The organism is Opitutus sp. GAS368 (genome assembly GCF_900104925.1).
Taxonomy (GTDB): Bacteria; Verrucomicrobiota; Verrucomicrobiia; order Opitutales; family Opitutaceae; genus Lacunisphaera.
Genome location: NZ_LT629735.1, coordinates 2,817,851 through 2,830,000, shown reverse-complemented (window position 1 = coordinate 2,830,000; position 12,150 = coordinate 2,817,851). Strand labels below are relative to the sequence as shown.

At 62.9% G+C, this 12,150-nt stretch carries 12 protein-coding genes; 6 read left to right on the top strand and 6 right to left on the bottom strand.

Annotated features, from left to right (window positions below; genetic code table 11):
• Positions 1-203 precede the first annotated feature (203 nt).
• From accB to BLU29_RS12060, 4 genes are all read left to right on the top strand, one after another.
• Positions 204-758 (top strand): acetyl-CoA carboxylase biotin carboxyl carrier protein, encoded by a 555-nt coding sequence (gene accB / locus BLU29_RS12075; RefSeq protein ID WP_255401041.1) that lies wholly within the window; start codon positions 204-206, stop codon positions 756-758.
• Positions 759-814: 56 nt separating this feature from the next.
• Positions 815-2,176, top strand: a complete 1,362-nt coding sequence (accC, locus tag BLU29_RS12070) for an acetyl-CoA carboxylase biotin carboxylase subunit (RefSeq protein ID WP_091058247.1) — start codon at positions 815-817, stop codon at positions 2,174-2,176.
• A 79-nt stretch (positions 2,177-2,255) separates the two neighbouring features.
• On the top strand, positions 2,256-3,377 hold the full coding sequence (locus BLU29_RS18065) for a hypothetical protein (RefSeq protein ID WP_157693824.1): 1,122 nt from the start codon (positions 2,256-2,258) through the stop codon (positions 3,375-3,377).
• Between the two features lie 2 nt (positions 3,378-3,379).
• Positions 3,380-3,994 (top strand): chromophore lyase CpcT/CpeT, encoded by a 615-nt coding sequence (locus BLU29_RS12060; protein ID WP_157693823.1) that lies wholly within the window; start codon positions 3,380-3,382, stop codon positions 3,992-3,994.
• Here BLU29_RS12060 and BLU29_RS12055 read toward each other — a convergent pair.
• The 5 genes from BLU29_RS12055 to BLU29_RS12035 are packed head-to-tail and all read right to left on the bottom strand — an operon-like array spanning position 3,978 to position 8,172.
• Positions 3,978-4,853, bottom strand: a complete 876-nt coding sequence (locus BLU29_RS12055; RefSeq protein WP_091058238.1) for a 50S ribosomal protein L11 methyltransferase — start codon at positions 4,851-4,853, stop codon at positions 3,978-3,980. The two genes, BLU29_RS12060 and BLU29_RS12055, sit on opposite strands and share 17 nt — an antisense overlap.
• A 1-nt stretch (position 4,854) precedes the next feature.
• Positions 4,855-5,433, bottom strand: coding sequence for a phosphoribosylglycinamide formyltransferase (purN, locus tag BLU29_RS12050; RefSeq protein ID WP_091058235.1), 579 nt, complete (start codon positions 5,431-5,433; stop codon positions 4,855-4,857).
• An 8-nt stretch (positions 5,434-5,441) separates the two neighbouring features.
• Positions 5,442-6,608: a molecular chaperone DnaJ gene (gene dnaJ / locus BLU29_RS12045; RefSeq protein WP_091058232.1), complete on the bottom strand. Its 1,167-nt coding sequence runs from the start codon at positions 6,606-6,608 to the stop codon at positions 5,442-5,444.
• 4 nt (positions 6,609-6,612) lie between these two features.
• Positions 6,613-7,173 carry a nucleotide exchange factor GrpE gene (locus BLU29_RS12040; RefSeq protein ID WP_091058230.1) on the bottom strand — a complete coding sequence of 187 codons (561 nt, stop codon included), beginning with the start codon at positions 7,171-7,173 and terminating at the stop codon, positions 6,613-6,615.
• A 48-nt stretch (positions 7,174-7,221) separates the two neighbouring features.
• Positions 7,222-8,172 carry a type I phosphomannose isomerase catalytic subunit gene (locus BLU29_RS12035; protein ID WP_091058227.1) on the bottom strand — a complete coding sequence of 317 codons (951 nt, stop codon included), beginning with the start codon at positions 8,170-8,172 and terminating at the stop codon, positions 7,222-7,224.
• 95 nt (positions 8,173-8,267) lie between these two features.
• Here BLU29_RS12035 and BLU29_RS12030 point away from each other — a divergent pair, with 95 nt between their 5' ends.
• Complete coding sequence (locus BLU29_RS12030) at positions 8,268-10,742, top strand: DNA translocase FtsK (RefSeq protein WP_091058224.1); 2,475 nt, start codon at positions 8,268-8,270, stop codon at positions 10,740-10,742.
• Positions 10,743-10,791: 49 nt separating this feature from the next.
• Positions 10,792-11,529 carry a helix-turn-helix domain-containing protein gene (locus BLU29_RS12025; protein ID WP_091058221.1) on the top strand — a complete coding sequence of 246 codons (738 nt, stop codon included), beginning with the start codon at positions 10,792-10,794 and terminating at the stop codon, positions 11,527-11,529.
• A 34-nt stretch (positions 11,530-11,563) separates the two neighbouring features.
• Here the strand turns inward: BLU29_RS12025 and BLU29_RS12020 are convergent, their stop codons facing one another.
• Positions 11,564-12,130 carry a hypothetical protein gene (locus BLU29_RS12020; RefSeq protein WP_091058218.1) on the bottom strand — a complete coding sequence of 189 codons (567 nt, stop codon included), beginning with the start codon at positions 12,128-12,130 and terminating at the stop codon, positions 11,564-11,566.
• Between the last annotated feature and the right edge of the window lie 20 nt (positions 12,131-12,150).

The following is a 12,150-nucleotide window of genomic DNA, read 5'->3' as shown; positions in this document are numbered from 1 at the left end:
AAGTCCCACGAAAAATTTTCCCCGGCTCAGCCGCAGCAATCGGCCTGTTTTCCAGGATTCCCGACCATAAGAAGCGACTAATTTTAGCGGCAAATTAGGGCTTCTTTGCGCGATTTTCGGCAGATTTAGTTCAAAAATCAGGATTTTTACAAAATGAAAGCATACTGGGAATTCAGTGGTTGCTATGACCGTCCAAAGTTCTTTTGAACGCGGGCCGCAAGAACGGCACTAACCTGTGCCAACACCAACTCAACCAAGGCGATTGCTTGGACTTAAAACAAATTAAACAGATCATCGATTTGATGAAGCGCTCCGAGCTCAGTGAGTTCGAATTCGAGGAGGAAGGCTTCAAAATCAAGATCAAGCGCGGCTCCGGAGGCCAACCAATCATAACCTCTGTTCCGCACTCGGCGCACCCCTTCCCCGTGACTTCCGCGCCTACTGAGGCGCCAGCGCAAGCGGCGCGCGCGACTACGCAACCCACATCAGAAACCTCCTCTGGTGCCGATGAAGCGGGCATCGCGTATGTAAAATCCCCCATGGTCGGTACCTTCTATCGGTCGCCTTCCCCCGAAAACCCGTCCTTTGTCGACGTTAACGCCAAGGTGGAAGAGAAAACGGTGGTCTGCATCATCGAGGCGATGAAGATCATGAATGAGATCCAAGCTGAGACCAAGGGAACTATTGTCGAGGTGTTGGTCGAAAACGGTCAACCGGTCGAATACGGTCAGCGTTTATTCAAAGTTAAGCTCACCTAACCGGGCAATCCTCTGGGCCGGGCAGATCCCTGTCCGGCCTAAATTTTTATACCAGTATGATTCAAAAGGTTCTCATCGCCAACCGCGGTGAAATCGCGCTCCGGATTATTCGCGCCTGCCGCGAAATGGGCATCAAGACCTTGGCCGTCTATTCCGAGGCTGACGTCCAGTCACTCCACGTGCAACTCGCCGACGAGGCCATCTGCATCGGCGGCCCCAAGAGTGCGGACAGTTACCTGCGCGCCGATCGTATCATCAGCGCCGCGGAGATTGCTGACGTGGACGCGATTCACCCGGGCTACGGTTTTCTATCCGAGAACGCAAAATTTGCCGAGCAGTGCGAGTCCTGCAACATCAAGTTCATCGGACCAAAATCGAAGAGCATCCGCATCATGGGCGACAAGGCCGTCGCCAAGGACACCGTGCGCAAGGCCGGGGTCATCACCGTTCCCGGCTCGGACGGTCCGATCGACAATGAAACCGAAGCGGTCAAAACCGCGCGGAAGATTGGTTACCCTGTCATCATCAAGGCCGTCGCCGGTGGCGGCGGCCGCGGCATGCGCATTGCCCACAATGACGTCTCCTTCGCGAAGGAATTCCATGTCGCCCGCAACGAAGCCGAAAAGGCCTTTGGCAATGGCTCCGTCTACATTGAGAAATACATCGAGAAGCCGCGGCATATCGAATTCCAGATTCTCGCGGACAGTCACGGTAAGGTGCTGCACCTCGGCGAACGCGACTGCTCCGTCCAACGCCGGCACCAAAAGCTGATTGAGGAATCCCCTTCGCCTTTCCTCAATGCCGACCTGCGCAAGAAGATGGGCAAGGCCGCGGTCAAGGCTGCCGAGGCCGCCGAATACCAGAATGCCGGCACCATCGAGTTCCTCGTCGATGCCAAGGGCAATTACTACTTCATCGAGATGAACACGCGCATCCAGGTGGAGCACCCCGTCACCGAAGAAGTGACTGGCATCGACCTGATCAAGCAGCAGATCAACGTGGCCAACGGCGAGAAGCTCGGCTTCGACCAGGGCGACATCAAGTTTGAGAAACACGCCATCGAGTGTCGCATCAACGCGGAGGATCCAGCCCGCAACTTCACCCCTTCCCCCGGCACCATCAGCCTTTACTATCCGCCGGGCGGTCTCGGCGTTCGCGTCGACTCGCATGCCTACAGCGGCTATACGATTCCGCCCTACTACGATAGCATGATCGGCAAGCTGATTTGCATCGGGCCCACCCGCAAGGTCGCGCTCCAACGTTCCTATCGCGCCTTGAGCGAATACCTGGTCCGCGGCATCAAGACCACCATCCCGCTGCACAAGGCCATCATGAGCGATCCCGTCTTCATCGAAGGCAAGGCCACCACGGCTTACATGGAGGATTTCATGTCCCGCACGCCGACTGACCTATTCTGAGCCGCCGGCGGCATTTTTCCCTAATGTTCCTTAACCGCGAAACCATCGTCTCGCGGTTAATTTTTTATCCTGTGGCCCGATGACCAAGCACCTTGCCTACTGGATCGCCGCCGTGCTGCTCGCGGTTTTGGTGTTCGTCAAGGTCAGCCCGCAAACCGGGTTCACCAGCCTGATCCGCTTTGGCGAAACTTGGCAGGAACGCCGCCACAGCGCCTTGCAGGGCCTGCCCCTTGCCACAGTATCCGGTTCGAGCGGCTATGACGGACAGTTCTATGCCCAGATCGCGCTGGACCCCCTCCTGCGCGGCCCCGAGCTCGCCAACGTCATTGATGCCCCGGCTTACCGTGCCCGCCGCATCCTGGTCCCGGCCGCCGCTTTCCTTCTGGGCCTCGGCAACCCTTGGTGGACCCTGCAGGCCTTTGCGCTGCTCAACGTGTTTTGCTGGTTCGCCCTGGGTTGGCGGTTGCACCGTCTTATCGGCACGGCCGACCGGTTCGCCTTCGCTCGCTGGGCCGGATGCATGTTCAGCCTGGGTGTGTTGGACAGCGTCCGGCAATCGCTCGTGGATTTACCCGCGCTCTTGCTGCTCGTTCTGGCCACTGAGGCCTATGCGCAAACCCGCGCCGGCCGTTCCACGCTTTGGCTGGCCCTGGCCAATTTGACCAAGGAAACCAGCTTGCTCGGCGCGCTTGCCCTGCAGTGCGACGGCACACTTCGCCCGTTCCCCTGGCGGCGCGCCAGCCTCTCCCTGTTCGCCGCCGTTCTACCGCTCGCCCTCTGGTCGGTTTATGTGCAGGAACGTTTTGTCAGTGCCCCCGACAGCGGGGGCTTGGGCAACTTTACCTGGCCATTCCTCGGCCTTGTGACCCAAGCCAGGGACTCGCTGCGCGAGGTGTCCCTTGGCAATTTCGACTCGCGCCACAGCTTCAGCCTTATCGCTATTATCGGGCTTCTCGTTCAAGCTTGGGTGGTATGGCGCAATCCGCGTCTGTCCTCTCCGTGGGGTCGCATTGGTGCGGCTTATTCCCTCCTGCTCATCTTCCTCGGTTCGTGGGTCTGGTCCGGCTATTGGGCGGCTTGCCGGTCAGTGCTGCCGATGACCATCGCCTTCAATCTTCTCCTCCCCGGTGCCCGCAACTTCTGGCCCCTGTGGATTCTCGGAAACCTTACCGTACTTCACGGTGTCTGGCGGTTTCTCTAATCATGCGCCTTTCCCTTTCCCTTCTCGCCGGACTGCTCCTGTTCGCGGGGCGCGCGCTGGCCGAACCGTCCGCTCTTGAGCATTTGACCATCTTTTTGACCGGCACCTTCGCCAGCACCGCTCAAGCCCGGGGTGACCAGAACTTCCGCGATGCCACGCTGCATATCGCCCCCATCTGGACCGATCGCACCGACGGCCCCTGGCTCTACTTTGAACAGGCCCTCACGGACGCTCCTGAGCATCCCTACCGGCAGTCCGTCTATCAACTCGTCATCCGCGCTGACGGTGCGCTCGAAGTGCGCACTTTTGAACTGCCCGACCCGATCGCTGCGACCGGCGCGTGGAAAGACCCGACGCGCCTCACCCATCTCAACGCAGCCAACCTGGTGACCCGTGAAGGCTGCACTCTCATTCTTCGCCTGCAACCCGATGGTTCATTCAAGGGCGGGACCGAGGGCAAGGCTTGCTCGAATGTCCTGCGTGGCGCCAGCTACAGCACCACAGAAATCACTGTCACTCCCCAGCAGGTGATGACGTGGGAGCGTGGCTATAACACCGCCGGCACCCAAGTCTGGGGTTCGATCCACGGCGGCTACGTGTTCAAGAAGGTCGAGTAAGCGCGAGATCTGCCCACTCGCCGAGCACGCGCGATTCCACGCGCCAGCCTGCCGCCACCCCGGCAAACTTGGCGCGCACGGTCTCAAGCTCCTGGCCGAGAATGCCACTGAGCACCAGTTGCCCGCCGGGAACCACGGCCGCGGACAACTCCTGCACAAAGCGCATCAGCACGTCCGCCTGGATGTTCGCCAGCACCAGCTCAGCCGCCCGACCGGCCAGCCCGCTCACCAAGTCCCCGCAATAAAATTCCACGCGCCCGGCCAGTTCGTTGAGCGCCGCATTTTCCTCACTCACCCGGATGGCCTCAGGGTCATTGTCGAAAGCGGCGATCTCGCGGAAACCGAGCTTGGCGGCCGACAACGCGAGGATGCCCGACCCGCAGCCAACGTCGATCACCCGGCCTGAACTGCCGCGCGCCGCCGCGAACCGCGTCAGGCGCTCACAGCAGAGCCGGGTCGTCTCGTGGTTGCCTGTGCCGAAGGCCATGCCCGGGTCCAACCAGAGCACCTCCTCGCCTGCCGGCAGCACGAAAGTCTCGCGCTCCCACACGGGAACCCAATTCAACCGGTCGAACTTCCACGCCTTGAAATGTGCCTTGTAGCTGTTCTTCCAGTCTTCATCCGGCAGTTCGCGCACCACGGGCTCGGTTTTGGTCCAGGCCGCGTCCAGCGCCCCGGCCAGATCCTTCCAAGCGGCCGCGGCCTCGGCCCGCGATCCAAAATATCCCATGAGCCACGCCCGGCCAGATGGCTTGTCCTCGAGCACCATGAGCCGCTGCTCCTCGCGCTCCGCCAGCAAGTCCTCCAGCGCCGGCGCGGTATCCAAAAGCACCTCGGTTTTGAGTTCGAAGACCGCCATGCTATTTCGTCGCCCGGCTCAGACGCGCGATGACCGCCGGCAACAGGCGGTGTTCGGCGGCATGCACCTTCGTCGCCAGCGCTTCCAGCGTGTCGCCGGGAGCCACCGCCACCGACGCCTGCTCAATGATCTTCCCGGCATCCACTTCCAGCGTGACATAGTGCACGGTGCAACCCGTAACCTTCGCTCCGGCGCGAAACGCCTGTCCGATCCCATCCAACCCGGCAAACGCCGGCAGCAGGCTCGGATGCAGATTGATGATCCGGTCGGCAAAGGCGCCGAGGAACTTCGGTTTCAGGACGCGCATGAAGCCAGCCAGCACCACGAGGTCCGCGCGCGCGGCGCGGATCGCGTCGATGAACCGGTCCTCGCCGGGTCCCTCCAGCTTCGTCTTGAACGGCGCGGGATCGACGAATGTCGCTGGCACGCCAAAGCGCGGGCCCAGTGCCAGGATGCCCGCCTCCGGCTTATCCGAGAAGATCTGCACCACTTGCGCCGCACCCAGCCGGCCGGCCTGCTGGGCTTGCAGGATCGCCTCCGCATTGCTGCCGCGACCCGAGCCTAGGATGACGACGCGCATGGGCGGGCTCAGAAAAACTTCTTCGCCTTCTCGAAAAAGCCCTTGCTCATCGGTTCGTCGGTGTCGCCGCTGATCCGGCCGAATTCCTCGAGGATTTTTTTCTGCTCGGATGTCAGTCCGGTCGGCACCTCAACCTGTACACGGATGAGCTGGTCGCCCTGCGTGCCGCCCCGCAGGTGCGGCATGCCGCGTCCCTTCAGCCGGAAAGTCGTGCCCGACTGCGTGCCGGCCGGGATTTTGAGGGACGCCTTGCCCGCCATCGTCGGCACATGGATCGTGCCGCCGAGCGCGGCCAGGGTGAACTTGATCGGGATCTCGCAGTAAAGGTCATCGCCCTGTCGCTCGAAGACCTCGTGGTCCTTAACGTGCACGACGATGTAGAGGTCGCCGGCCTCGCCGCCCATCGCGCCGGCCTCGCCGTTGCCAGCGGAGCGCAGCTTGTTGCCGGTGTCGACCCCGGTCGGGATGCGCACCTTGACCTTGGCCGTCTCGTTGAGCCGGCCTTCGCCGTGGCACTTGGCGCAGACTTTCTCGAACTTCTGGCCGGAGCCATGACAGGTGGGGCACGCCTGCCGCACGTGGAAGAACCCGCGCGAAGTCGTCACCTGCCCCGCGCCGCGACAGGTCGGGCACGTGGTCTTCTTCGAACCCGGCTCAGCGCCACTACCATGGCAATGATCGCAGGCCCCGAGCTTGCGAAATGAAATCTCCTTTTCCACGCCGTGCGCGGCCTCCTCGAGCGTGATCTCGATGTCGTAGCGCAGGTCCGAGCCGCGGCCGGCCCCGCCCCCATTGTCATCGCCGCCGAAAAACTGATCGAAGATCCCGCCGCCACCCCCGCCTTGCTGGCCGAAGACCTCGCGGAAAATGTCGAACGGATCGTGAAAACCGCCGCCGGCCCCGCCGCCAAAGCCGCCAGCTCCGCGCGGGCCGCCGCCTTGCTGGAAGGCCGCATGCCCATAGCGGTCGTAGGCCGCGCGCTTCTCCGGGTCTTTCAGCACCTCGTAGGCCTCGGAAACTTTCTTGAACATCTCCTCCGCCTCCTTGTTGCCGGGGTTCTTGTCCGGGTGGAACTGCACGGCCTTCTTGCGATAGGCCTTCTTCAGGTCCTCCTCGCTCACGCCTTTCGCGACGCCGAGCAGCTCGTAGTAATCCTGTTTTTGTCCGGTGGCCATGGTGTCAGACTTGCGTCTCCTTCGTCGGGCCACTGGACACGATCACAGAGGCCGGACGCAGCAGCCGTCCGTTGAGTGCGTAACCGGGTCGCACCACCTGCATCACGTGCTCCTCAACAATGTCGGTGCTGGGCTGGTGCGAGATGCACTCGTGGAAATTCGGGTCGAAGCGCTGGCCTTCGGGCTTGATCTCCTTGAGGCCGTGGCGCGCCAGCGTGGTCTTGAACTGCTCTAGCACGAGGTTCACGCCATCGACGATGGCCTTCACGTCGGTCTGCTGCTTCGCGGCGGCAAGCCCGAGGCTCAGGTTGTCGAGGATTGGAATCACATCCTCCATCAATCCGGAGGCCGCAAACTGCCGCAGTTCGTCCTTCTCGCGCAGCGTGCGCTTGCGGAAATTCTCCAGATCAGCCACGGCGCGCATGTAACGGTCGTAATTGGCGGCCGCCTCCTGCTTGGCCGCGGCCAGTTGCTCCTCCGGTTTGGGCACAGCCGCAGGTGCCGCCGGTTCCGGCGTGGCGGCGGGCGTGGTGTCTTTGAGGTCGGTGGAGGAGGATTCGCTCATGGGAACGCGCCACTAAAGCGCATGGTTTCGGGTTTTCAAGCGAGTCTATTACGCGCGGCCGAAGTTTTCGGTTACCAGGACGATGGCCGCATCCTGGGCCGTAAAAGTGAAGCTGCCGGCCTGGGGCAGCAGGATGTTGTCACCGGCCCCGACAGCGGCCCCGGCCTCCAGGCTGCCCTCAATCAAGGAGAGGATCCGGGCCTGCTCGCCGGCAGCGAAGGCCAGCCTCTCCCCGCGGGCTAGCCGGTGGCGGGTGATACGGAACTCACGGCACTCGGCCAGCACGGCCAACTTGCCCGGCGTGCGCACGAGTTGCGGTGCAGCCGCCGTGTTGGCCTCAAGCGAGGCCATCGACTGCTCAAGGTGCATTGCGCGCGGCTTGCCGTCGAGCCCCATCCGGCCCCAGTCGTAGACGCGGTAGGTTGTGTCGGAGTTCTGCTGGATCTCTAGAATGAGGTTGCCGCCGTCGATCGCGTGCATAACCCCGCTGTGAATGAGGATTGAATCGCCCGCCACGGTGGGCAGGCGGTGCACCAGCGACTCCGCCGTGTTGTCCTTCAGCGCCGCGCGGAATCGCGCCACATCCACCCCGGGCTTCAGCCCGGCAAGAACGGCGGCGCCCGGCTCGGCCCGCGCCACATACCAGTTTTCCGTCTTGGGCTCGCCGCCCAGTCGCGCCGCGACCGCCGCGGGCGGGTGCACCTGGAGACTCAGCCGCTCGCGGCAATCCAGCCACTTCACGAGAATCGGAAACGGCCGCTCCATCGGCCAGGCCGGGCCCATGATTTCTGCGGCGTGGACCGCCATGACTTCGCGCAAGGTCTGGCCCTCCCAAGGGCCGTTCGTAACAACCGATTGGGCCTCGGGCCGGTCAACCATCTCCCAGCTTTCACCGATCGGTAAGGACCCGGGCAGTTTTCGCCCCAGAAATGTCGCCAACGCCCGGCCGCCCCAGACACGTTCCTGATAGACTGGCTTGAAACTGAGAAATGGCGTCATTCGTTGGGCGTAAGTGGCTTGTGCAGATCTTGGCGGGGGATTTTACATTGACCCTCCGACCTGATGGACCTGCAATAATTCGGATACCCACACAAATGCCCAAAGCGGAGAACTCAAACGCAAAGGACAAGGACACGCCGTCCTTCGAAGGCCCCCGCCATCGTCCGCACTGGCTCGCTGCCTTCACCTGCCTGGTTTTCGGCATTCTGATCATCGTCGCGATGCTCGATTTCGAACCCACGCAGAGCATCCAAAAGACGACCAATCCCACGAGCGTCAACCTCGTCGGCGTGATCGGCGCCGAATACACGTGGTGGATCTTCCATCTGCTCGGCGCCGCGGCGTGGCTTATCCCGGCCTTTCTCCTGCGCATGGCCTACATTTACCTGCGCAGCTCGCGCAGCCTCACTACCACCCGCCTGCTCGCCATCCTCTGCTGCCTGGTCTCTTTCTCCGCGCTCATGGCGATGCAGGAGACCGTCTTCACCAACAAGGAAATCTTCACCGGTGGCCCCGGTGGTCAGTTCGGCGCGTTCCTCTACCTGACCCTGTTGAAAGACAGCCTGGGCGTCTTCGGCTCCGCGCTGATCTTTGGCACCATTTACCTCCTCGGCTTCATCTACATTTTCACCCGCGACTTTATCGCCGATGTTGCCCGGTTGATCCATGCCTTCACCGAGTGGCGCCAGAAACGTGCCGCCCTCGCTGTCGCCCGCGCCGAGGAGCTGCGGCAAAAGCGCGAAACGGCGGCCAAGGAGGCCGCTGCCCTCGCCGCCAAGGCCGCCACGACCACCACCCCACCGATGGCGCCTGGCTCCACCAAAAAGATGGTCGTGCCCAAGGGTGACGATCCGCTCGTCGAGACCGCCCGCACCGCCACGGTCGCTCCGATGGCCAAGCCGCCCGCCGAGGCTTCCGCCCCAAAAACCGTCACCCGCCCGCCGATCCGGCCCGAGCCCGCAGCCGACGCCAAATCGCCTGCCACCGGCAAGATCGAACTCAACATTGTCAAGGCGGAGGAGACCAAGAAGGCCAAGGTCGCCCTGCCCCAGAGCGACGACAAGAACTACGAATTTCCCCCGCTCAAGCTGCTGCGCGAGCAGGTGAAGGGCGACGTTTCCAACTCCGAGGAGGAGCATCGCCAGAACGCCGAGAATCTCCTCCGAATCCTCAGTGAATTCGGCGTCGAAGTCACCTTGGGCGAAATTCATGTCGGACCTGTCATCACCTGCTATGAGGTCGTGCCCGCGGCCGGTGTGCGCGTGGAAAAAATCTCGGGTCTCGACAAGAACATCGCCCTCGGCATGCGCGCCCAGTCGGTGCGCATCCTCGCCCCGATTCCCGGCAAGGCCGCCGTCGGCGTCGAGGTGCCCAACCAGAAATCGACGCCCGTCGGCATGCGCGAGATCCTCGAGAGCTCGGCGTGGAACGACGAGAAGCGCGAGCTGCCCATCGCGCTGGGCAAGGACGTCAGCGGTAAACCGCTCATCTCCGACCTCACAAAGATGCCGCACTTGCTGATCGCCGGTGCCACTGGCTCGGGCAAATCCGTCTGCATCAATTCTATTGTCGCCTCCATCCTCTACTCCAAGAGCCCGAAGGATGTCCGGCTCATCATGGTGGACCCGAAGGTCGTCGAACTGAAGATCTTCAATCCGCTGCCGCACATGCTGATTCCGGTCGTGACCGAGCCCAAGAAGGTGCCGGCCGCCCTGAAGATCCTCCTTAAGGAAATGGAGCGCCGCTACCAGGTTTTCGCCAAGGTCAACGTCCGCAACATCACCGGCTTCAACAACCGCAAGAAGGAAAAGCCCGAGCCCCTGCCCATCGAGCAGCAAGCTGAGCTGGACGGCGTCGCCGACGAGATCGAGATTCCGGACCGTCTGCCCTACATCGTCGCCATCGTCGACGAGCTCGCCGACCTCATGATGGTCGCGCCCGCCGAGATCGAGACCTCCATCGCCCGCCTCGCCCAGCTGGCCCGCGCCGCCGGCATCCACCTGATCATCGCGACCCAGCGCCCGTCGGTGAACGTCATCACCGGCGTCATCAAGGCCAACCTGCCCTCCCGCATCGCCTTCCAGGTCGCCTCGCAGGTCGACTCCCGCACCATCCTCGACGGCAAGGGCGCCGACACGCTCATCGGCCGTGGTGACATGCTCTTCTCGCCTCCGGGCACCTCCAAGCTCGTGCGGGCCCAAGGCGCCTTCGTGGCCGACGAGGAAGTCCAGAGCATCGTGGAGTTCCTCAAGCGCAACGGCCCGCCGCAATACGACCAGTCCGTCCAACAGCAGATTGACCGCGCCGCCAAGGAGGACGAGGAGGGTGAAGGCGGCGGCGAAGACGAGGACGGCGACATGGGCGACGACAGTGAGCTCTTCCAGCAGGCCCTTGACGTGCTGAAATCGACCAAACGCGCCTCCACCTCGATGATGCAGCGCCGCCTGCGCATCGGCTACAACCGCGCCGCCCGCATCATGGACCTGATGGAGGACAAGGGCATTGTCGGCCCCGAGAACGGCTCCTCGCCCCGTGAAATCCTGGTCGATCTGGACACTTACCAGCCCTGAGTCGCGATTAGACTTTCAAAACCCCGCCAAAACCACTTAACCAATCACCATGCAGACCATCGGCGAAAAGCTCGAGGAGGCGCGCAAGCGCAAGGGCATCTCCATCCGCGAGGCCGCGGAATCCACCAAGATTCGTGGCGACTACCTGCAGAAGTTCGAGGCCAACTCTTTCGACGTCGACCTGCCTCCGCTCTATATTCGCGGTTTCCTGCGCTCGTATGCGCGCTACCTGGACCTCGAGCCCGACCGTATCGTCAGCGACTACGACGCCTTGGGCGGTCGCGAACGCAAACCCGCCCGCCGCGAAACCCGCGAGGTCTACGGCCGGGTGGACTTCAACGAAACCGCCGGCAGCCCCGAAGGCGGCGAGGCCATCCCCGCTGGCGACCGCTCGGCCCAGGAACAGGCCGTGATGCTGAAGTATGGTTTGCTCCTCGGCGGCGCCGTGGTGGCCATCGTGGTCGTTATCTTGCTGATCAACGTCCTGTTTTCCCGCTCCCCGGCCAAGACTTCGGGCTCCGCTCAAGGACCGACGGCCACGGTGCAAGCCGAGGCCGCCCAGACGCTCACGCTCACGGCCATCGATGCCACTCGCGTGAAGGTCGTGCAGGACCTGGATGGCACCGTGCTGTTCAACGGCGCCCTCGCCCGCGCCGAGAGCAAATCCATTAAGAAGCAAGGCAAGTTGCTCATCACGGTCGAAGCCGGAAAAAACCTCCGCATGGAGGTCAACGGCCGCAACTACCCCGTGCCGATTGACGGTTACGGGCGCTTCGGCCTCGACTGATAAAAAAGGCCGGCAATCGCCGGCCTTTGCCCTTTCAGCGCAGGGCCACGGGTGGCCCGAGCACCTCGCGCAGGATGAACGCCCGACGCAGAGCCGCCGGGTCGCGCAAATCATCCAGCACCGTCGAGCGCGACAGCGTTCTCGCCGCAACCGAATGATCGGCCGTCGCCGCCTCAAACTCGGTCCGCTTCAGGGCCGCGGCCTTCATCAGCTCGGCTTCACGCAACTTATCGGCCAGTGTCGCCTGCTGCGCGAGTATCTCGGTCTGTTGCTGGGCCTCGGCCTGCGACATGCCCCGGCGCATTTCCGGCGCTGCACGGGTAATCACGACTTCCCGCACCACCGGTGGTGGCTCGGCCGTCTCGGCGCGGGGCAGCCTGGGCTGTTCGGTGGCGTAGCCCTTCGCCCGTTGCTCGATCTTGCGCTGGATTTCCTCGCGGATCCGGCGGGTGCGCTCGGCCAGCTCGGGGTCCTCGAAGCCCCGCTGCTCCGGCGGCGGAGCTTCGTCGCCGGCCCGCACCTGCTTTCTCTGGCTCAGCCACCACCCGATCGCACCGGCGATGGCGATGATCAACTGCAGATGATTGAAAACCCAATCCATGGAGATCGGTCAGCGACTGG